This is a genomic window from Phreatobacter sp. (assembly GCF_030691135.1).
GTDB lineage: Bacteria > Pseudomonadota > Alphaproteobacteria > Rhizobiales > Phreatobacteraceae > Phreatobacter.
The window spans coordinates 79,682-100,275 of record NZ_JAUYFA010000039.1 but is presented as its reverse complement, the minus strand read 5'-3'; the positions used below and the strand labels follow the sequence as shown (position 1 = coordinate 100,275).

The 20,594-nt window shown below is 67.5% G+C and carries 21 protein-coding genes; 7 read left to right on the top strand and 14 right to left on the bottom strand.

All coding sequences use genetic code 11. The annotated features are described in order from the left end of the window. Window positions 1–7: 7 nt before the first annotated feature. From Q8O26_RS06970 to groES, 3 genes are all read right to left on the bottom strand, one after another. Complete coding sequence (locus Q8O26_RS06970) at window positions 8–1,132, bottom strand: TRAP transporter substrate-binding protein (protein ID WP_305574775.1); 1,125 nt, start codon at window positions 1,130–1,132, stop codon at window positions 8–10. A gap of 425 nt (window positions 1,133–1,557) precedes the next feature. Beyond that, the gene (groL, locus tag Q8O26_RS06965) at window positions 1,558–3,201 is read right to left on the bottom strand and encodes a chaperonin GroEL (protein WP_305574774.1); all 1,644 of its coding nucleotides are present in this window, start codon (window positions 3,199–3,201) and stop codon (window positions 1,558–1,560) included. A 54-nt stretch (window positions 3,202–3,255) separates the two neighbouring features. Further along, window positions 3,256–3,546, bottom strand: a complete 291-nt coding sequence (gene groES, locus Q8O26_RS06960; RefSeq protein WP_106749553.1) for a co-chaperone GroES — start codon at window positions 3,544–3,546, stop codon at window positions 3,256–3,258. 218 nt (window positions 3,547–3,764) lie between these two features. On the opposite strand from groES, the gene Q8O26_RS06955 reads away from it, so the two are divergent. Beyond that, a complete protein-coding gene (locus Q8O26_RS06955) occupies window positions 3,765–4,283 on the top strand; it encodes a MarR family winged helix-turn-helix transcriptional regulator (RefSeq protein ID WP_305574773.1) in 519 nt (172 codons plus the stop codon). Window positions 4,284–4,404: 121 nt separating this feature from the next. Then, window positions 4,405–4,911, top strand: coding sequence for a PaaI family thioesterase (locus tag Q8O26_RS06950; RefSeq protein ID WP_305574772.1), 507 nt, complete (start codon window positions 4,405–4,407; stop codon window positions 4,909–4,911). 186 nt (window positions 4,912–5,097) lie between these two features. Here the strand turns inward: Q8O26_RS06950 and Q8O26_RS06945 are convergent, their stop codons facing one another. From Q8O26_RS06945 to Q8O26_RS06935, 3 genes are all read right to left on the bottom strand, one after another. Next, window positions 5,098–5,970 carry a DMT family transporter gene (locus Q8O26_RS06945; RefSeq protein WP_305574771.1) on the bottom strand — a complete coding sequence of 291 codons (873 nt, stop codon included), beginning with the start codon at window positions 5,968–5,970 and terminating at the stop codon, window positions 5,098–5,100. Then, window positions 5,967–6,746, bottom strand: a complete 780-nt coding sequence (locus tag Q8O26_RS06940) for a sulfite exporter TauE/SafE family protein (protein ID WP_305574770.1) — start codon at window positions 6,744–6,746, stop codon at window positions 5,967–5,969. The genes Q8O26_RS06945 and Q8O26_RS06940 overlap by 4 nt, the downstream gene beginning before the upstream one ends. A gap of 205 nt (window positions 6,747–6,951) precedes the next feature. Continuing rightward, the gene (locus Q8O26_RS06935) at window positions 6,952–7,293 is read right to left on the bottom strand and encodes a DUF1127 domain-containing protein (RefSeq protein WP_305574769.1); all 342 of its coding nucleotides are present in this window, start codon (window positions 7,291–7,293) and stop codon (window positions 6,952–6,954) included. A 200-nt stretch (window positions 7,294–7,493) separates the two neighbouring features. On the opposite strand from Q8O26_RS06935, the gene Q8O26_RS06930 reads away from it, so the two are divergent. Continuing rightward, window positions 7,494–8,375 (top strand): LysR substrate-binding domain-containing protein, encoded by an 882-nt coding sequence (locus tag Q8O26_RS06930; RefSeq protein ID WP_305574768.1) that lies wholly within the window; start codon window positions 7,494–7,496, stop codon window positions 8,373–8,375. Between the two features lie 205 nt (window positions 8,376–8,580). Here Q8O26_RS06930 and Q8O26_RS06925 read toward each other — a convergent pair whose 3' ends face one another. Continuing rightward, window positions 8,581–9,951, bottom strand: coding sequence for a glutamate--cysteine ligase (locus tag Q8O26_RS06925; protein WP_305574767.1), 1,371 nt, complete (start codon window positions 9,949–9,951; stop codon window positions 8,581–8,583). A 287-nt stretch (window positions 9,952–10,238) separates the two neighbouring features. On the opposite strand from Q8O26_RS06925, the gene Q8O26_RS06920 reads away from it, so the two are divergent. The 3 genes from Q8O26_RS06920 to hisS are packed head-to-tail and all read left to right on the top strand — an operon-like array spanning window position 10,239 to window position 13,258. Beyond that, the gene (locus tag Q8O26_RS06920; protein WP_305574766.1) at window positions 10,239–10,895 is read left to right on the top strand and encodes a hypothetical protein; all 657 of its coding nucleotides are present in this window, start codon (window positions 10,239–10,241) and stop codon (window positions 10,893–10,895) included. Beyond that, window positions 10,892–11,617, top strand: a complete 726-nt coding sequence (locus Q8O26_RS06915) for a hypothetical protein (RefSeq protein WP_305574765.1) — start codon at window positions 10,892–10,894, stop codon at window positions 11,615–11,617. Before Q8O26_RS06920 ends, Q8O26_RS06915 begins: the two co-directional genes overlap by 4 nt. 33 nt (window positions 11,618–11,650) lie before the next feature. Then, window positions 11,651–13,258, top strand: coding sequence for a histidine--tRNA ligase (hisS, locus tag Q8O26_RS06910; RefSeq protein WP_305574764.1), 1,608 nt, complete (start codon window positions 11,651–11,653; stop codon window positions 13,256–13,258). Window positions 13,259–13,408: 150 nt separating this feature from the next. Here the strand turns inward: hisS and Q8O26_RS06905 are convergent, their stop codons facing one another. From Q8O26_RS06905 to dnaN, 5 genes are all read right to left on the bottom strand, one after another. Continuing rightward, on the bottom strand, window positions 13,409–13,705 hold the full coding sequence (locus tag Q8O26_RS06905; protein WP_305574763.1) for a GIY-YIG nuclease family protein: 297 nt from the start codon (window positions 13,703–13,705) through the stop codon (window positions 13,409–13,411). Window positions 13,706–13,946: 241 nt separating this feature from the next. Next, entirely contained in the window at window positions 13,947–14,567 is a 621-nt protein-coding gene (locus tag Q8O26_RS06900; protein WP_305574762.1) for a trimeric intracellular cation channel family protein, read from the bottom strand. A 5-nt stretch (window positions 14,568–14,572) separates the two neighbouring features. After that, window positions 14,573–15,181 (bottom strand): nucleotide exchange factor GrpE, encoded by a 609-nt coding sequence (gene grpE / locus Q8O26_RS06895; RefSeq protein WP_305574761.1) that lies wholly within the window; start codon window positions 15,179–15,181, stop codon window positions 14,573–14,575. An 87-nt stretch (window positions 15,182–15,268) separates the two neighbouring features. Next, window positions 15,269–16,177 carry a bifunctional methylenetetrahydrofolate dehydrogenase/methenyltetrahydrofolate cyclohydrolase FolD gene (gene folD, locus Q8O26_RS06890; protein ID WP_305574760.1) on the bottom strand — a complete coding sequence of 303 codons (909 nt, stop codon included), beginning with the start codon at window positions 16,175–16,177 and terminating at the stop codon, window positions 15,269–15,271. 5 nt (window positions 16,178–16,182) lie between these two features. Beyond that, window positions 16,183–17,301: a DNA polymerase III subunit beta gene (gene dnaN, locus Q8O26_RS06885; RefSeq protein WP_305574759.1), complete on the bottom strand. Its 1,119-nt coding sequence runs from the start codon at window positions 17,299–17,301 to the stop codon at window positions 16,183–16,185. Between the two features lie 277 nt (window positions 17,302–17,578). Here dnaN and Q8O26_RS06880 point away from each other — a divergent pair, with 277 nt between their 5' ends. Continuing rightward, complete coding sequence (locus Q8O26_RS06880) at window positions 17,579–17,989, top strand: hypothetical protein (RefSeq protein WP_305574758.1); 411 nt, start codon at window positions 17,579–17,581, stop codon at window positions 17,987–17,989. Between the two features lie 45 nt (window positions 17,990–18,034). On the opposite strand, the gene dnaA is transcribed toward Q8O26_RS06880, so the two are convergent. Together dnaA and Q8O26_RS06870 are read right to left on the bottom strand one after the other, a co-directional pair. After that, complete coding sequence (gene dnaA, locus Q8O26_RS06875; RefSeq protein WP_371134479.1) at window positions 18,035–19,444, bottom strand: chromosomal replication initiator protein DnaA; 1,410 nt, start codon at window positions 19,442–19,444, stop codon at window positions 18,035–18,037. Window positions 19,445–19,603: 159 nt separating this feature from the next. After that, window positions 19,604–20,014 carry a rhodanese-like domain-containing protein gene (locus tag Q8O26_RS06870; protein ID WP_305574757.1) on the bottom strand — a complete coding sequence of 137 codons (411 nt, stop codon included), beginning with the start codon at window positions 20,012–20,014 and terminating at the stop codon, window positions 19,604–19,606. Window positions 20,015–20,594: the final 580 nt, after the last annotated feature.

The window sequence follows — 20,594 nt, the reverse complement described above, 5'->3', positions numbered from 1 at the left end:
CTACGGATCAGGAGCCGCCGAAGAAGTGGGTGTAGGACATGTCGCGCGACGGCGTGTTGGCGCGCTCGTAGCCGACCGTCCGCTGGGCCCAGGCGCGCTGGCTGTCGATCACCCTCTTGAAGAAGGGGTTCTCGGCCGACAGACGGGCGACCACCTTGTCCCAGGCCTCGAGCTGGGCCTTGAGGATCGCGTCCGGCGTCTTGGTGACGCTGACGCCGCGGCCGCTGAGGGCAGCGAGGTCCTTCGAGTAGCGGTCGAGCGCCTTCCAGTACATGTCGGAGGAGGCGGATTCGGCCGAGAACTTGAGGATCGCCTTCTGCTCTGCGCTCATGGCGTCGAACTTGGTCTTGTTGAAGATCACCTCGAAGGCCTCGGCCGACTGGTGATAGCTCTGCAACATGTAGACCTTCGACACGTCCGGGAAGCCGAGGATGGTGTCCGACGTCGGGTTGTTGAACTCGGCGCCGTCGATGAGGCCGCGCTCGAGGGCGGGAACGATCTCGCCGCCGGCGAGGATGGTGACGGCCGAGCCGAGTTCATTGAAAAGGTCGGCGGCGAGGCCGACGGTGCGGTACTTGAGGCCGCGCAGATCGCTCGCCTGGGTCAGCTGGCGCTTGAACCAGCCGAGCGGCTGGCAGGGCATCGGCCCGGTGAGGAAGCCGACGACGTTGACGCGCGTGATCTGGGTCACGAGCTCGTTGTAGAGGTCGTAGCCGCCGCCATAGTTCATCCAGGCGAGGAAGTTGTGCGCGTCCCAGCCATAGGCGGGCGGGGTGCCGAACAGCGAATAGGCCTTGTTCTTGCCGAACCAGTAGGCGGTCACGCCGTGGCCACCGTCGAGGATGCCGGCATGGACGGCATCCTGGAGCTGGAAGGCGGGAACGACGGCGCCGGCAGCCAGCACCTCGATCCGCAGACGTCCGCCGGAAATCGCGTTCACGCGGGCGGCGTAGTCGTTGCAGAACTCGTGGAAGATGTCGCGCTGTGGCCAGGTCGACTGGAAGCGGAGCGAAACGGTCTGGGCGTTCGACACATTGGGGGCGGCAACGGTGGCCGCGGCGGTCGCACCTGCGAGGGCAAGAAAGCGACGGCGATCGGACTTCGGCGGCGCCGAAGCAGGGGTATCAGTCATGGGGCGTCTCCTCTTGCGACTTTCGGCCTTTGTGACGGGCTCATTCGTGTCGCTGGGAACAGACACTGATGCACTGCGTCAAAAGGTCAAGTGCAAGCTTCGCCGCACCTGCTGCGATCTCGTGCCGCCAGGGAACAGGACCTTCGTCCGATCCGACAAGAAAGACGCCCGGCGGGGCCTGTTTCGCCAGGAATCACGGTGTCCGGGCGGGAATTGACCGGCGGTCTGACATCGGGCGCTACCAAAGAACAAGGGGCGCCTCGTGGCGCCCCTTCCGTAGCTGAGCCTGGATGGCGCGGATCAGAAGTCCATGCGCCCGCGCGCGCCGGGCTTGCCCGGCTCGCGCCACGTCCCGTGATGGGCGGCACCAACGAAAAGGGGCGCCTGGCGGCGCCCCTTCCGAAAGTGAGCCTGGATGGCGTGGATCAGAAGTCCATGCCGCCCATGCCGCCGCCGCCGCCCGGCATCGCGGGAGCACCGGAGTCCTTCTTCGGGGACTCGGCGATCATCGCACCGGTGGTGATGAGCAGCGAGGACACCGACGCGGCGTTCTGCAGCGCGGTGCGCACGACCTTCATCGGGTCGACGATGCCGGCCTCGAACATGTCGACATACTCTTCGGTCTGGGCATTGAAGCCGAAGGTGGGCGACTTGTTCTCGAGCACCTTGCCGACGACGATCGAGCCCTCGACACCGGCGTTCTCGGCGATCTGGCGGATCGGAGCCTCGATGGCCTTGAGCACGATGTTGATGCCGGCCTGAACGTCGGCGTTCTCCGACTTCAGCTTGGCAACCGCCGACTTGGCGCGCAGCAGAGCGATGCCGCCGCCGGGGACGATGCCTTCGAGCACGGCCGCGCGGGTCGCGTTGAGGGCGTCGTCAACGCGGTCCTTCTTCTCCTTGACCTCGATCTCGGTCGAGCCGCCGACCTTGATCACCGCAACACCGCCGGCGAGCTTGGCCAGACGCTCCTGCAGCTTCTCACGGTCGTAGTCCGAGGTGGTCTCCTCGATCTGCGCCTTGATCTGGCCGATGCGGGCCTCGATGTCCTTCTTCTTGCCGGCGCCGTCGACGATCGTCGTCTTCTCCTTCTCGATCAGCACCTTCTTGGCGCGACCGAGCATGGCGAGGGTGACGTTCTCCAGCTTGATGCCGATGTCTTCGGAGATGACCTGGCCGCCGGTGAGGATCGCGATGTCCTCCAGCATGGCCTTGCGGCGGTCACCGAAGCCGGGCGCCTTCACGGCGGCGACCTTCAGGCCACCACGCAGCTTGTTGACCACGAGGGTGGCGAGAGCCTCACCCTCGACGTCCTCGGCGACGATGATCAGCGGCTTGCCGGTCTGTACGACGGCCTCGAGAACCGGCAGCATGGCCTGGAGACCAGCAAGCTTCTTCTCGTGGATGAGGATGTAGGCGTCCTCGAGGTCGGCCACCATCTTGTCGGCGTTGGTGATGAAGTAGGGCGAGAGGTAGCCGCGGTCGAACTGCATGCCCTCGACGATGTCCACCTCGGTGTCCAGCGACTTGGCTTCCTCGACGGTGATGACACCCTCGTTGCCGACCTTCTGCATGGCGTTGGCGATCATCTCGCCGATCAGCGCGTCGCCGTTGGCGGAGATGGTGCCGACCTGGGCCACTTCGGCCGAGGACTTGACCTTCTTGGCCGACTTCTCGAGCGCCTTGACGACTTCGAGAACGGCGATGTCGACGCCGCGCTTCAGGTCCATCGGGTTCATGCCGGCGGCGACGAACTTGGCGCCTTCCTTCACGATGGCCTGGGCGAGCACGGTGGCGGTGGTGGTGCCGTCGCCGCCGAGATCATTGGTCTTCGAGGCCACTTCGCGCACCATCTGGGCGCCCATGTTCTCGAAACGGTCGGCGAGCTCGATCTCCTTGGCGACGGTGACGCCGTCCTTGGTGATGCGCGGGGCGCCGAAGCTCTTCTCGATGACGACGTTGCGACCCTTCGGGCCGAGCGTGACCTTCACGGCCTCAGCGAGGATGTCGACGCCGCGCAGCATCTTCTCGCGCGCGTCCTGGCCGAATTTCACGTCCTTGGCAGCCATTGTGGCTTACTCCTGTCGGAATGAATGAATGGGATGGAGAGAGCGGTTCGCGACTTACTTCGCGATCACGCCCATGATGTCGCTCTCCTTCATGATGAGGAGGTCGACACCGTCGATCTTCACTTCGGTGCCGGACCACTTGCCGAACAGCACCTTGTCGCCCTTCTTGACGTCGAGCGGGACGAGCTTGCCGGCTTCGTCGCGGCCACCCGGGCCAACGGCCAGGATCTCGCCTTCCTGCGGCTTCTCCTTGGCGGTATCCGGGATGATGATGCCACCCTTGGTCTTCTCTTCGCCCTCGAGGCGGCGGACGACCACGCGGTCGTGCAGCGGACGGAACTTCATGGATCTGGTGTCCCTGACATGAGCGGCCCAAGGCCGCGGAAATGTTTGCCGGCCCGTCGGCCGGGGCTGTTAGCACTCACATCTGGTGACTGCTAACGCCCGCCGAGGAGATAGTGCGGGTGTTCCGTGGAGTCAAGGACGAACCGGTCTATGGTTAAACCGGGCGGCGGACCCCACATCATCTTGACGCGCGACCTCTCGCGCCGGATCGTGACACCATGACGACGGTGACCAGCCAGATACATCCGCCCATTCCTTCGGCAACGCCGGTCATCGCGGGGGTTCCGGACGAGGCGACCGTGACGCGCATCGCCCGGTCCTGCATCTGCTACCAGACGCGCATGACGGCCCATGCGGTCACACGCGCCTACAACCGCGTCCTCGCCCCGCTCGGCCTGGAAGTCACCCAGTTCAACATTCTCGCGGCCCTCGCGGTCGCCAAGACCAATTCGGTCACTGCGCTGTCGGAGGCCCTCGCCCTCGACCGCACGACGATGACGCGCAACCTCAAGCGTCTCGGCCTGGCCGGTCTCGTCAGCGTCTCCACTGGCCAGGGCAGGGCGGTCCGCCCGGCCCTGACGCAGGAGGGCGCCGCGCTCCTCTCGGCAGCGATCCCGCTGTGGGAGGCCGAGCACGTCAAGATGGAAGAAGCCGTCGGCGCGGATGTCTGGGGACGCACGCGCGACGGACTGAGGGCGATCCGCCGCTCGGTCAAGGATGGTCGCTGCGGCGCGTGATCGGCTGGACGCGGCCGTCCGGCCCAGGTTCGCCTCATCCAGGTCTGGCCAGAACCTGTTGACCCTCCCGTTCCTGAATCCTATCGTGCAACTACACGACAGGGATTTCCGGAGACCGAGCATGACCGAAGCTGCCTCCTTGCCCGCCATACATTACGGTGTCGTCGACATGGCCGTGGCCAGCGGCCACGACGGCATCGACCTGCTGCGGGGCATGCTGGAGCGGCGCTATCCGGCGCCGCCCATCGCCCGGGCCATGGGCTTCAACCTGACCGAGGTGGCGCCGGGCTTCGCGGTGTTCGAGGGGACGCCGACGGCCGACTTCTTCAACCCGCTCGGCACGATCCATGGCGGCTGGACCGCGACGATCCTCGACTCGGCGCTCGGCTGCTGCGTCCACACGCTCGTCAAGGCCGGCCAAGGCTACACGACGGTCGAGATGAAGGTGAACTATGTCCGGGCGCTGATGCCGGAAACCGGCCTGGTGCGCTGCGAGGGCAAGGTCGTCCATGCGGGATCGCGCATTGCCACTGCCGAGGCGCGGCTCGTCGACGGCAAGGGCCGGCTCATCGCCCATGCCACCGAGACCTGCCTGATCTTCGACGCGCGGGTTCCGGCGGCGTCCTGAGGGCCGGCGCGAAAGCCTGAAAGCCCCACCCACACCCTCCCCGCTGCGCGGAGAGGGGACGACCGCGTCGCGCGCTTCTTTCGTGGGCTGTGCCTGGCTCAACTCCGAATGGCCGATCACGGCGTCGAAGTCCCCCTCTCCGCGCCGGGCGCGGGGAGGGGGCGGGTGGGGCGTTCTTCAGGACCCCTACCGCCGCATGGCGGTGAGGCAGGCGAGGATGATGAGGGCGGCGCCCGCCCAGGTCGTCCAGGCCGGCACTTCGGAAAAGGCGAGGTAGCCGAGGCCGGCGCTCCAGACGAGGGCGGTATATTCGATGACGCCGAGCGGGCCGGCCGCCGCATATTTGAAGGCCCAGGCCATGCAGAGGTGACCGGCGAGGCCGAAGGCGCCGATGCCGAGGAATATCCACCACGACCGCGCCTCGGGAACCTCCCATACCATCCAGGCGAAGGGGGCGATGATGAGGAGCGGAAACAGGTTCTGGAACAGGATGATGAGGCCGAAAGGATCGGTCTGTGCCCGTTTGCGCAGCAGGACGAGATTGGCCGCATAGGCGAGCGCCGAAGAGACCGCGGCGGCGATGCCGAGCACGCGGACGATGTCGAACTGGCCGCCGCCGATCTTGCCGGCGACTATGATCGCCATGCCGACGAAGCCGACGAGAATGGCGATCAGCACCGGCTTCTGGATCGGCTCCTTGAGGATGAGCGAGGCGAGAGCCGCCAGGAAGAGCGGCGACAGGAAGGACAGGGTGATTGCTTCGGCCAGCGGCAGGGTGGCGAGCGCGTAGAAGAACAGGAAGGCGGTGATGGTGACGAGCACGCCGCGCAGGAGATGGGCGCGCACCATCTCGCCGCTCGGTGCCGGCGGCCGCGTCCAGAGGAAGAAGGCGATCGCCCAGGGCATGCCGCAGGCGTAGCGCATGAAGACGATCTGCGCCGTCGGATGGGCATTGGCGACGCCCTTGATCAGCGCGTCCATGACCGACAACAGAAAGATGCCGAGGGCGGCGACCAGAAAGGGCGCGTAGCGGTGGGCGGCGAAGGTCGAGGGGGTCATGGGAACCAGAGGGCGCGCGCGGCGTCGACGAGGAGCTTGGTGCCGGCCAGGCCCACGAGGACATAGCAAAGCGTGAAGAGGCGCTGCTGCGGCAGGGCATCGTGCAGCCAGCGGCCGACGAGGACGCCGACAGGCACCACGGGCGCGAGGACGAGCGCCTTGAGGAAGACGCCGGGGGCGTCGAGGCCGGAATAGACGTAGCCTGGCAGCTTGAGAAGATTGCCGACGGTGAAGATCGCCACGGTGGTGGCGGCATATTCCGTCTTCGTCAGGCCCCGCCTCAGGAGATACATGGCCATGGGCGGGCCGCCGGCATGGGCGATGTAGGTGGTGAAGCCGGCCGCCGCCCCGGCGGCATTGGCCAGAACCGGCGACACTGGAATGACCTTCACTGCGGCGCGGCTGCGCAGGAAATAGTCGAGGGTATAGGCCAGCGTGATGAGCGCGATGGCGAAGGCCACCCAGTGCCGGTCGACCCATTCGAAGACGATGAAGCCGAGGGCCAGGCCGCCGAGGAAACCGGGCATGACCCAGGCGAGATCGGGCTTCGACCAGGCCGACCGCGGGAAGGAGGCCAGGGCGAAGAAATCCATGAAGGCGACGAGCAGCGCGGTGACGATGGCCGCCTCGATCGGGTCCATGACAAGGGCCAGCAGCGGAATGCCGAGAATGGCGAGGCCGCCGCCGAAGGCGCCCTTGCCGAGCCCCATCAGAAAGGTCGCGGCGCCGCCGACGGCGTAGAAGGTCCAGTCTGCGGGAAGGCCTGCCAGGGTCATGGTACCGCGCTCGGGGAGCCCTGCTCTAGCCGTCCTGCCGCGCGCCGCATAGGGCGGGGCACGCCTGCCATGGCAGCAGGGCGCGATGAAAAAAGAGCCGCCGCGGGGGGCGCGGCGGCTCGAGGTTGTCCGGCAAGCGAGACGAGGGGACGGCTTGTTGCCGGACAGGCTGTAGGAGGCGCGGGGCGGCGCCCGCACAACGGGGTCACATGGAGGGTACGGTCCGCGGCAGCGCCGCGGCGACATCGGGCACCAGCGACGGGCCGCTCAGATGGCGGGGCGTCGAGGCGGCGGGACGGTGGCCCTGGCGCTCGCCGGCGCGGGCGGCGATCACTGCGGTAGGATCTCCGAAACAGCCGGCCGCCGTGGCGTCTCGAAGATCGCTCCGCGTCAGGCCAAGATCGGCCAGCGTGCGGGCGTCCATCTCGCAGAGGGCGGCGTAGCTCCGGTGCGCCTCGCGCCAATTGCGGAAGGCCTCGACCTGACGGCGCACGACGGAGCCCACCGAGATGATGGCGGACGAAAGGGTGGCGACGAACATCGGCATGGGGGCTCTCCTGGCGGGTCGGACGTCGGCACGCCTGTCCCCTCGCCGGCGTCGGGTGACGCAAACGTCCGGGTGTGTCACCCGGTCCACGGGGGCATGTGCCGATGAAGACACGATGCCACAGGCCCATTGATCATTGAAGCGAATGTTTTTAATCTCTATCATCAGCATTGATGATGTGACGTCCGGGAGGCGCACCGATGGCCATTCTTCTCGATATCGACCAGCTGCGCACCTTCATGGCCATCGCCGACACCGGCAGCTTCACCCGCGCTGCCGACGTGGTGTTCAAGACCCAGTCGGCCGTCTCCATGCAGATGAAGCGGCTGGAGGAGCGGATCGGCAAATCGCTGTTCGAGCGCGACGGCCGTGCCTCGCGCCTCACCGAGGACGGCGAGCGGCTGCTCGACTATGCCCGCCGCATCGTCAAGCTGAACCTCGAGGCGGTCTCCGCCTTCGCCACCGCCGAACTGACGGGCCGCGTGCGCCTCGGTGTTCCCGACGACTATGCCGACCGCTACCTGCCGGAGATCCTGGCGCGCTTTTCGCGCTCCAATCCGCGCGCCGAGGTGACCGTCATCTGCGAGCCGTCCTCGATGCTCGCCGAGCGCATCCAGTCGAACGAGCTCGACATTGCCATCATCACCCATACGCCGCAGAAGGGCCCGGCCCTGGTCTTCCGCCGCGAACAGCTCCTCTGGGTGTCGTCGGCGCGCTCCTCGGTCCATTGCGACGAACCGGTGCCGCTGGCCGTCGGGCGGCCGACCTGCGACTGGCGCCGCGCCGCGACCGAGCGGCTGGAAGGGGCGGGGCGCTCCTACCGCATCCTCTATGCCAGCTGGAACGCTGCCGCCGTCGGTGCGGCGGTCATGGCGGGCCTTGCCGTCTCGGTGCTGCCGGAATCGGCGCTCAGGCCGGGCATGCGGGTGCTGCAGCCCTCCGACGGATTCCCGGCTCTGCCCTCGGTCAGCGTCGCGCTGCTGCGCAACCCGCATGAGATGTCCCAGCTCGCCGAGGCCCTGGCCGACCACGTCGTCTCCAGCCTCGACAACCTGTCGGAGCACGCCCAGGCGGCGGAGTGAGGGGGCGGTGCTGTGTCCGGTGCGGCCACTTGACACCACCCTATCCGCGTCATGCCCGGGCCTGTCCCGGGCATCCACGACTTGAACACCGCCGTCTGAGGGGAATTCGTGGATGCCCGGTACAAGGCCGGGCATGACGGGCGGAGGTTCCTGATTGCGTGGGGAGGCTCGGCCGCCTGACGCGGCAGGTCTGCTGCCCCCAACCTCAATAGGCCTGTTCCTCGAAGACCCGGTCGATCTGGCCCTGCCAGGGGCCAAGATATTTCTCGATCAGCGCCTCGGCCGCCGTGCGGCCGTCGTCGACGATGGCCTGGATCGGGTCGAGATAGCGCGTCTCGTCGCAGCCGTTCATGTCGAGCCGGTCGCGGCGGCGCAGGCCGGTGCGGGCGAGGGTCAGCATCTCGCGGGCGAGTTCGCCGACGGTGAGGCCGCGGATCTCCGCCTTGAAGCCGAGCCTCGGCACGTCGTCGCGCAGCTTCTGCCGCTCCTCCGCCGTCCAGTCCTTGACCAGGTCCCAGGCGGCATCGAGCACGCCGTCGTCATAGAGCAGGCCGACGAATAGCGCGGGGAGCGCGACGATGCGCGACAGGGGCCCTGAATCGGCGCCGCGCATCTCCAGGTAGCGCTTCAGCCGCACCTCAGGGAAGATGGTGCCGACATGGTTGACCCAGTCGGAGAGCACGGCGCGCTCGCCGGGGGCGGCCGGGTTCTTCCCCGCCAGCAGGTCGCGGAAGGACGAACCGGCGACGTCGATATAGGTGTCGCCGCGCTTGATGAAATACATCGGCACGTCGAGGGCGTAGTCGACATAGCGCTCGAAGCCCATGCCGTCCTCGAAGGCGAAGGGCAGCATGCCGGCGCGGTTGTTGTCGGTGTCCATCCAGACGGCCGAGCGGAACGACTGGTAGCCGTTGAGCCGCCCTTCCGTGAAGGGTGAATTGGCGAAGATGGCAGTGGCGACCGGCTGCCAGGCGAGCGACACCCGGAGCTTCTTGACCATGTCGGCTTCCGACGCAAAGTCGAGGTTCGCCTGCACGGTCGAGGTCCGGTACATCATGTCGAGGCCGAGGCTGCCGACCTTCGGCATGTAGCGCGTCATGATCTGATAGCGCGACTTCGGCATGACCGGCGTCTCCGCCCGCGTCCATTTCGGGCTCATGCCGAGCCCGAGGAAGCCAATGCCCATGGGGTCGGCGATCTCGCGCACCTGGGCGAAATGGGCGTGCGTCTCCATCCAGGTCTGGTGCAGGGTCTCGAAGGGCGCGCCGGAGAGCTCGAACTGGCCGCCCGGCTCCAGCGAGATGGCGCCGCCGCCGGTGACGTCGGCGAGCCCGATGATGTTGTCGCCGTCGAGGATCGGCTCCCAGCCGAGAAGGCCCTCCATCCCCTCGAGGATGGCGCGGATGCCGCGCGGCCCCTCATAGGGAACCGGGGTCAGGTCGTTGCGGTAGAATCCGAACTTCTCGTGCTCCGTCCCGACCCGGAAGCGGTCCTTCGGTTTGTTGCCCTTCTCGATCCAGGCGACCAGTTCGTCGCGGGATTCGATGGGCGTCAGGTCGACTGTATCGCGGGCCATGCAGGGATCCTGATGCGGATGCGAAGGCGAGGGGCCGGGAGCAAAGCACGATGTCCCGACCCGGCATAGTCGGGGGAGATAGCGCTCGCGAGGCGGTTACGGAAGAGGCGGGGCCACCGTTACGCCCCGCTGCCGACACATTGCCGCCATGCCACGACGCCAGCATCTTCGACAAAAAACGCTCGTTATCAATAGCTTATGCGTGATTTGACCTAGCTTCGACCGGTCCCGCCAGCATCGCCGGGCGGCCATGCTATCCTGTCGGTCGATTCGTCCGGAGGTGCCTCGTGCCCATGCGTTCGCCCGTTTCGATCCCGGCCTCGCTCGTGCTCGCCCTGCTGTTCGCGGTCCCGCCGGCTGAGGCCCAGACCCAGCAGGTGACGCCCACCCAGCAGGCGCCCGACAGGGTCGCGCCCGCCCCGATCGGCCCGCCGCCGACCGACATTTCCGCCGAGGTGCGCCGGGCGCAGGAGGCCGCCGCCGCCGGCCGCGCCGTCGAGGCGCTGGACGCGCTGGACGAGGCCGCCATCGCCATTTCCGAGAAGATGCCGCTGACGATCCGGCGCGCCACCTTCGTCGCCGAGGAGCCGCAGGGCTTTGGCGTGTTCAACCCGCGGGATTCCACCAGTTTCGAGATCGGCCAGCCGCTGCTCGTCTATGCCGAGCTGGCGGGCCAGGGCTGGCGGCGCTCCGGCGACATTTTCCGCACCGATCTGGTGCTCGATTTCGAGCTGCGCCGCGCCGACGGCCAGTCGCTGGTCGCCCAGCAGTCCTTCAACACCATCGCCACGGCGAGCCGGCGCCGCAACCGCGAGTTCTTCCTCTATGTGACCTATTCCTTCTCCGGCCTCGAACCCGGCGACTATGTCGTGCGCACCACGGTGCGCGACCGTGCCGGCAACAAGCAGACCGCCTTCGACCTGACCTTCGCGGTCCGCCGGTGAGGCGGGCGGCGCTGGTCCTCGCCGGGCTGATCGCCGCCGCGCCGGCCCTTGCGCAGGACTTTCCCGGTTTCACGCGGCAGGCGGCGAGCGGCGGCCATCCGGTGATGGAGGTGGCGCAGCCCCATCCCGTGCGGCTGCCGGGTATCGTCACCACCCGCTTCGAGCTCCGCCCCGGCGAGTGCGGCGCGCCCTGTCCGGCCGATACGGAGCGGGTGGAGCGGGCCGAGGCGGGGCCGGGCCTTTCCCCCGGCACGGAGGCCTTCACCACCCTCTCCGTCTTCATTCCCCGCGGCACCACGGCGACGCCCGGGCTCACCGTGACGCTCGCCCGGCTCGTCCAGGGCGAGCGCCTGCTCCTGACGCTGGAATGGCGCGAGGCGGGCCTCGTCGCCTCGGGACCGGCGCTGGGCGGCGAGGTGGTGGTGGTGCCGCCGACGCTGCTGACCCAGCGCTGGCACGATGTCCTCGTCGACCAGCGCTGGTCGGCCGGCGCCGACGGCCGCCTGGTGCTCTGGGTCAACGGCCAGCGCCTCGTCCAGCGCGCCGGGGCCAATGCCGCGGCCGGGGCGCCGGTGCGGCTGGTCTACGGCCTGTCGCGGGCGCCGGTCTCGTCCTGGACCGCCCGGCTCGGCGCCCGGACGCCGGTGCAAGTGGTCTATTTCGCCCATGTCCGGCGCGATGCCGACCGGGGCGCGGTCGACATCGACCTGAGGGTGCGCTAGCAAGCCGCCTCCCTTGTCCGCCGGAAGACCGCCATGTCCGAGACCCCGAAGAAGAAGCCCGGCACGCTCGCCCGCCTGCCGCGCGGCTTCGTCGACCGCGACGCCGCCGAGATCGCCGGCGTCAATGCCATGCTCGAGACGATCCGCGGGGTCTACGAGCTCTACGGCTTCGAGGCGGTGGAGACCCCGGCCATCGAGTTCACCGATGCGCTCGGCAAGTTCCTGCCCGATCAGGACCGGCCCAACGAGGGCGTCTTCTCCTTCCAGGACGATGACGAGCAGTGGCTGTCGCTGCGCTACGACCTCACCGCGCCGCTCGCCCGCTATGTCGCCGAACATTTCGACGCCCTGCCCAAGCCCTATCGCAGCTACCGTTCCGGCTATGTCTTCCGCAACGAGAAGCCGGGCCCTGGCCGCTTCCGCCAGTTCATGCAGTTCGACGCCGATACGGTGGGCTCCGCCTCGCCGGCGGCGGATGCCGAGATCTGCATGATGGCCGCTGACACCATGGAAGAGCTCGGCATCGCCCGCGGCGACTATGTGGTGCGCGTCAACAACCGCAAGGTGCTCGACGGGGTGATGGAAGCCATCGGCCTCGGCGGGGACGAGAATGCCGGCCGGCGGCTGACGGTGCTGCGCGCCATCGACAAGCTCGACAAGTTCGGCCCGGAGGGCGTGAAGCTGCTGCTGGGGGCAGGCCGCAAGGACGAGAGCGGGGATTTCACCAAGGGCGCCGGGCTGGATGAGGCGCAGATTGAAAAATTGCTACTGTTTGTTAGTCCTTCTGAGAACTATTATTATAGCGTACCCGTCGGCGATCAAACTAGGCTCATTGATGATGATGCAGATGTAGAAGTTAAAGAGATTCCGCTGCTTAGGGATCTTTTTAAAGGTGACGTGAGAGCGTACTACGACAGTCTTGGATTGCTGGGCCGTTGGGGCCATCTTTTGCAAGACTCACCAGTAGGGACCGCCGCCGTTCATGAATTGAACGAAATTGTGTCTCTAGTACGGGCGTCCGGTTATGGTTCTAAGCGTATTCGCATCGACCCCTCTGTCGTCCGCGGCCTGGAATATTACACCGGCCCGGTTTACGAGGTTGAACTGACCTTCCCCGTCACCAACGAGGACGGCCTGGTGGTGCGCTTCGGCTCGGTCGCCGGCGGTGGTCGCTATGACGGGCTCGTCGCCCGCTTCCGCGGCGAGGAGGTGCCGGCCACCGGTTTCTCCATCGGCGTCTCGCGCCTCGCGGCGGCCCTGAAATCCCTCGGCAAGCTCGGCGCCGAAAAGCCCGTCGGTCCCGTCGTCGTCCTCGTCATGGACCGCGACCAGGTCGCCGAATACCAGAAGATGGTGTCGGAACTCCGCGCCGCCGGCATCCGCGCCGAGATGTATCTCGGCTCGTCCGGCATGAAGGCGCAGATGAAATATGCCGACCGCCGCAACGCCCCGGCCGTGATCATCCAGGGCTCCAACGAGCGCGAGGCGGGCGAGGTGATGATCAAGGACCTCGTCGCCGGTGCCGAGGCCGCCAAGACCATCACCGACAATGCCGAATGGCGTGCCGCGCGCCCGGCGCAGTTCGCGGCGAAGCGCGGCGAGTTGGTGGAGAAGATCCGCGAACTGCTCGCCGGGCGGTGAGGGGCCAAGTCGTGGATGCCCGGGACAAGCCCGGGCATGACGCGGAGCGGGTGGCGACAGACCCCAACCGTGCTGGCTTCGGAACCTCAGTCCGTCATGCCCGGGCTTGTCCCGGGCATCCACGACTTTCTTCGATCGAGGAGCCGAGGGTTACGCCAGATCCTCGTAGAGATCGCGCCAGTCCGGGTTCGTTTCGTGGATCAGCCGGACCTTCCGCCCTCTCGGCCAGTGCTTGATCGCCTTCTCGCGCTGGATGGCGTCCCGGATATCCTCATAGCGCTCCATCCAGACCAGGAGCTTCAGGCCATAGCGGCGGGTGAAGCCGGGATAGGCGCCGGTGCGATGCTCGAAGGCGCGGCGGGCGATGTCGTTGGTGACGCCGGTGTAGAGCACGCCGTCGCGGCGATTTGTCATGAGATAGACCCAGCCGCCGAAGGGTCTTTCCATGGTCGTCTCCATGAATGGGAGGCCGGTGAAGCAAGTCGTGGATACCCGGGACGAGCCCGGGCATGACGGACTGAGGTTCCACCGCGCTTTCCTGAAGGCCTCCGCCCCCTCCGCGTCATGCCCGGGCTCGTCCCGGGCATCCACGACTTCAGGCCGCAGGAGCGGGGCGCAATTCCCGAAAGTGCCTGCAACCTAGCCGATCAGCGTTGCGCTGTCAAGGACGAAAATCCTATGAATAGGACTATCCGTCCCGCTTGCCGTAGGTCGGCAGGGACCAGCCGTGGCGGATGGCGAGACCGCGGATGGCGAAGACCACCACGAAGCCGCAGAGATCGTCGATATCCGGCGAGACGAAGCGGTTGGCGAGGGCAAAGGCGACAGCCCCGGCCAGCGAGGCGGTGACATAGACGTCGCGGCGCAAGGCGAGGGGCACGTCGCCGGCCAGGATGTCGCGGATGATGCCGCCGAAGGTCGCGGTGACGACGCCGAGCAGCACGGCGGAAATGGCCGGCGCCCCGGCTTCCAGGGCCTTGGCCGTGCCGGTCACCGTGAACAGGGCGAGGCCGAGGGCGTCGGCCCAGAGAATGACGCGGGTGCGGCCCTCCCGCTCGAAATGGTGGGCGGAGACGAAGGCGGCGAGCGACACCGCGGCGCAGATGATCACCACCGCGGGATCGAGGATCCAGGGCACCGGCCTGACGCCGAGCAGGATGTCGCGCAGCGTGCCGCCGCCGATGCCGGTGACGGTGCCGAGCAGGACGAAGCCGAAGGGGTCCATCTGCTTGCGCGCCGCCACCAGGGCGCCGGTCAGGGCGAAGACCGCGACGCCTGCCCATTCGAGCCAGGGCAGGAGCCCGGTCATGGCGATCAGGCGTCGTCGGCGGAAGCGGCCTGGGGGGCGGCTTTCGGTCCCCCGGTGGAGACCCCGACGAGGGCGGGGCGCAGGACGCGCTCGCCGATGACGAAGCCGGCCTGCACAGTCTGCACGACGGTGCCCTTGGGCAGGTCGGCATTGGGGATCTCGAACATGGCCTGATGCAGGTTCGGATCGAACTTCTGCCCGTCGGGGGCGATCTTCTTGACGCCGTGCTTCTCCAGCGTCTTGAGGAGTTCGCGCTCGGTCAGGTCGATGCCCTCGACGAAGGCCTTGAGCGGGCCGTCGGTGGGCCGCGCCTCGTCGGGCAGCGTCTCGAAGGCGCGGCGCATGTTGTCGGCGACGTTCAGCATGTCGCGGGCAAAGGCGGTGACGCCATAGGTGCGGGCGTCGACCACCTCGCGCTCGGTGCGTTTCCTGAGGTTCTCCATCTCCGCCAGGGTGCGCAGCATGCGGTCCTTCAGGTCGCGCGCCTCGGCCTGGGCGGCGGCGAGCAGGGCGGGGCCGGCATCGGCCAGGGTCGCTTCGGTCGCGGCGGCCTCGGCCGTCTCGTCCGCCGCCTCGATCGGCACTTCGTCGTGCCCGTTCTTCGGGTTGGTCATGGCGTCTCGCCTGTGATGGAAAAGGGGTGGCCCGGATATCGAGCCTCCGGCGCGCAAAATCAAGGTTGCGTGAGGCCGCTGCCCGTTTCAGGCGCCGAAATGCGGCCGCGGCAGGCCTTCCCGCAGATGGGCGGCAGCCACCGTATTGGCCATGAGCAGCGCGATGGTCATCGGACCGACGCCGCCGGGCACCGGCGTGATGGCCGCGGCGTGGACCGCCGCCTCCTCGGTCGCGACGTCGCCGACGAGGCGCGTCTTGCCCTCGCCCTTCTCGGGAGCGGCAATGCGGTTGATGCCGACGTCGATGACGACGGCGCCGGGCTTCACCCAGTCGCCGCGGATCATTTCGGGCCGGCCGACCGCCGCCACCAGGACATCCGCCATGCGGCAGATCGCCGGCAGGTCAGCGGTGCGGGAATGGGCGATGGTGACCGTCGCGTCGCGCTGCAGCAGGAGCTGGGCGACCGGCTTGCCGACGATGTTGGAGCGGCCGACGACGACGGCGTGCTTGCCGGCGAGGGAGGGACCGAGGACGCTTTCGACGAGGATCACCGAGCCGGCCGGGGTGCAGGGCACCAGGGCCTTGTCCGCGGCGCCGGTGCCGAGAAGGCCGACATTGATCGGGTGGAAACCGTCGACGTCCTTGGCGGGGTCGATGGCGAGCAGCACGGTTTCCGTGTCGATGCCTTTCGGCAGCGGCAGCTGCACCAGAATGCCGTCGATGCCGGGATCGGCATTGAGCCGGGCGACAATGGCGAGAAGCTCGGCCTGACTGGTCGACAGCGGCAGGGTGTGCTGCTCGGAGCGGAAGCCCGCGGCGTCCGCCTCGCGGCCCTTGTTGCGGACATAGACCTGGCTCGCCGGATCCTCGCCGACCAGCACGACGGCGAGGCCCGGGGGGCGCCCCTTCGCAGCGGTGAAGGCCGCGGCGCGGTCCCGGACCTGATCGAGAACGCGGGCGGCAACGGCCTTGCCGTCGATACGTGTCGCGGACACCGCGGTCAGACCCGCATCGGCATGAGCACGTAGAGGGCGCCCGGGCCGGCCGGATCATGGATCAGGGTCGGTGAACCGGGATCGGCGAGTTTCAGCTCGATCGTGTCGCCGTCGACCTGGCCGGTGATGTCGAGCAGATAGCGCGAGTTGAAGCCGATATCGATGCCGTCGGCCTCGTAGGAGACTTCGAGCTCCTCCGTCGCGCTGCCGGAATCCGGATTGGTCACCGAGAGGGTCAGCTTGCCCTCGCTCGCCGACAGTTTCACGGCACGGCCGCGCTCCGAGGAGACGGTGGAGACACGGTCGACGGCGGCGGCGAACTCGCCCTTCTCGACGGTGAGGATCTTGTCGTTGGCCAGCGGAATGACGCGGGCATAGTCCGGGAAGGTGCCGTCGATCAGCTTCGAGGTCAGCACGGTCTCGCCGAAGCGGAAACGCACCTTGGCGGTGGAGAGTTCGACCGTGACGCTGGCATCCGGCGAGTCGGCGAGGCGCTGGACCTCGGCCACGGTCTTGCGCGGCACGATGACGCCCGGCATGCCGGCGGCGCCGGCGGGCGCCTCGAACTCGACCTGGGCGAGGCGGTGACCATCGGTCGCGACGGCGCGGATCAGGCTCTGGCCACCCTTCTCCACGACATGCAGGAAGATGCCGTTGAGATAGTAGCGCGTCTCCTCGGTGGAGATGGCGAACTGCGTCTTGTCGATGAGGCGCTTGAGGTGGCCGGCGGGCAACTGGAAGCTGTGGGACATCTCGCCGGCGGCGATATCGGGGAAATCGCTCTCGGGGATGGTCTGCAGGGTGAAGCGGGAGCGGCCGGCCTTGACGGCGAGGGTGCCCTTGTCGCCGATCATCTCGAGCTGGATCTGCGAGCCGTCGGGCAGCTTGCGGACGATGTCGTAGATCATGTGGGCCGGCACGGTGGTGCCGCCTGCGGTGGCGACCTCGGCGGGGAGCGTCTCGACCACCTCGATGTCGAGATCGGTCGCCTTGAGGCGGAGCGAGGCGCCCTCGGCCTTCATCAGCACGTTCGACAGGACGGGGATCGTGTTGCGGCGTTCGACGACGCGATGCACGTGGCCGAGGGATTTCAGGAGCTGGGCCCGCTCGACGGTGACCTTCATCAATGCTGCTCCAAACGACTCAGGAGGCCCCGGCGATCCGGCACCTCCAAAACAAGGGGCGCCAGTCAACCCCGCGGCGCAACATGATGCAAGGGCAAGGCCAGCCGGGACGACCCTATCCACGTGCTTTTCGTCGGGGCAGGGGCTTCCGACCATCGCGGCGCCCGGCGGACCGCCTGAAACCATGTCCCGCCCTTGCCGTCGACGGGTGGATACACGATCTGACGAGAGTGCGACCCTGACGACAAACCTCGCGGGGGCGAGACGGAGACCTGCCATGGCGAAGACCAGCATCACCCTCGGCGTTGCCCTTTCGGCCGCCGCACTCACGCTCGGCGCCGCCCTCGTCGGGGCATCGCCCCCGCCCGCCCATGCCCAGTTCAACGGCGGCGGCGGCCATGCCGGTCGCGGCGACACCGATTCCCGCAACAACCGCCTGACAGTGTCGGTGCGGGTCGTGACGGTCGGAAATTTCTGCGTCCGGGCAGTCGAGGCGGTGGGCTACGATCCCCGCCTCAACCAGCGCCTGTTCCGGATCGGCTTCGATTCCGGGCCGATGACCTCGCTCGGTGTCACCGCCTACGAGAACGCCTTTTCGAGTTCCCGTACCCAGGACGACGCCGTCGCAGCCCTGACGGCGGCCCGGCTGGACGCGCGGCCCTACCGTCGCGGCCCCGGCGAGTGCTGAGCACCGCCGCGGCCTGACCGTCTGGCCCGTGACCTGCCCCGCGCCTCAATCGTTGAGGCGACGCTTCAGGGCTTCGACTTCCTCGCTCAGGGCCGGATCCTGGCCGACCAGGCCCTCGATCTTGCGCACGGCGTGCAGCACGGTCGTGTGATCACGGCCGCCGAAACGCCGGCCGATTTCGGGAAGCGAGCGCAGCGTCATGGTCTTGGCGAGATACATGGCGATCTGCCGCGGCCGGACGACGGTCGCGGTGCGCCGCGACGACAGGATGTCGGAACGGCTGACATTGTAGTGCTGCGCCACGATCTTCTGGATGTCCTCGATCTTGACGCGCTTCGGCTCGGCGATGCGGACGAGATCGCGGATGGAGCGCTCGGCCATCTCGACCGTCACCGGCTGGTTGGTCAGGCGGTTGGTGGCGATCAGCCGGTTGAAGGCGCCGTCGAGGTCGCGGCCGTTCTGCGTCACGTTCTTGGCGACATAGGTCATGACCGCCGCGGGCACGTCAAAGCCGGGATGCTGGGCGCGGGCGTGGACCAGTTTCTGCTTCAGGATGTCGAAGCGCAGGTTCTCGTCGAGGGCGCCGACCTCGACGGTGAGCCCGCCGGCGAGACGCGAACGGACCCGCTCGTCGAGGTTCTCGAGATCGGACGGCGGGCGGTCGCCGGCGACGACGATCTGCCGGCCGGCATCGATCAGGGCGTTCAGCGTGTGGCAGAATTCGGCCTGGGTCTGCTTGCCCTGCAGGAACTGCAGGTCGTCAATGATCAGCAGGTCGATGTTGCGCAGCGCCTCCTTGAAGGCGATGGCCGTCTGGTTCTTCAGGGCGGCGACGAAGCCGAAGGTGAATTTCTCCGCCGTCAGATAGAGCACGCGACGACCACCGGCCTGGGCCGTGCCGGCCACGGCCTGCAGCAGGTGCGTCTTGCCGAGGCCGACGCCGGCATGAATGTAGAGCGGGTTGAACAGCACCGCGTCGGTCGGCCGCGACTGCGCGACCTGGAGGGCAGCGGCGCGGGCCAGCGTGTTGGAACGGCCCTGGACGAAGGTGTCGAAGGTCAGGCGCGGGTCGAGCGGCGAACCGCCCAGGGTGTTCTGCGCCGCCGAGAGATGGTGGCCGTCATGGGCGCGCTGGGGAACGGTGACGGGCGACACCGGACGCGCCGCCTCGTCGACGGGCCTCGCGCGGGTGACGCTGCGGGCGCTCGCCGCCGTGCGCACGACGACGTCGATGGTCACCGCCCGCTCGGCCTCTTCGGTCCAGCGGGTGATGATGCGGTCCTTGTAATGGTGGTCGATCCAGCTCTTGAGAAACCGTGTCGGCACCGACAGGCGCACCGCGTCGTTCTCGGCCAGATCGATCTCGATGCTCTTGAACCAGCTGGAGAAAACATCCTCGCCGAGTTCGGCGCGCAGTCGCCGGCCGACACGTTCCCAGATGGCGCCTGCTCGCATGGAATCGCTCATCGTATCGGTCTTGCCTTCGGTCGTTTCGCGGACGCGTTCAGAAGTGGCAAACACGAAGGTCTCCAATCAAAAAAGTCCGGGGAATGAAATGGGGGGGTGGGTACGCAGTGATCACTCAAGATCGGCAGCCGGGCGTAAGGCAGCGTCTCAGGGCTGGACCCAGGGAAGGCCGGCAGCCTTCCATCCGGCCTTCGTGCCGCGATGTCCCTCCGTGTCATGGGGGCCCTCGAAGCCGCCGGTGACGTTGAAGCAACTGGTGTAGCCGGCCGCCGTCATCGCGATGGCCGCCGCCTTGGACCTGACGCCCGAGCGACACAGGAAATAGAGAGGGGCGTCCTTCGGCGTGCCGCGCTCTGCGAGCTTGGCGGCGAGGCTGGCGACGAAGTCCGGGTTGACGCCCATGGCCGGGAAAACCTGCCATTCGACACGGAGGGCCTCGCGGCCGGCGGCCTTCAGGTCGGGCGCTCCGATATAGGCCCATTCCGCGGTGGTGCGGACGTCCACCAACTGGGCGGTCGAGTCCTGCATCAGGCCTGCAAGGCTGTCTTCGGGTATCATGTCACCGGCGTAACCGGCCTCTTGCGCATGCGACATTGTCCGCCCACGCGCCCACATTGTGGCCGCGCGCCTCAGTTGTGCCAAAGTTGTTCAGCTCGAAAGCGTGCCCCCTGCTGCAGTCAGACGACAGCAGCCCGAAATCCTCACCCCCGGCTCCAGTCCGAATACTGACGTCGCCTAGCGGGAAATCATGTCTCTTAAGGGACAAAACTTTCCCAGACCCGATGTTGCGGGCTGCACGCGTCAGCTCTTCCATGAAGCCCGAGGTGGCCCCCCCCCGAGTGATCAGATTGATACACAGGGGCTCCGGACCGGGCAACGGATTTCCATTAATAAATGGTTAAGGCCTCGCGCTTGACTCCCCTTCCGATTTCGGTTTCCGGAGGCCGGACTTTCAACCCCCTGATGAATCGGCAAATTTCAAATTCCCTTTGCCGGCACGCTGGGTTCCCGCAGGGTGGAGCGGGGTGTTGCAGGGGGGCAGGCGAGGTACCGGTCGGCCGCATTTCGGCGCCGTAACGACCCGTCCCCCGGCTAACCAACTGAAATTGGAGTTGTTTTCCTGACGTGCCTTTAGCCG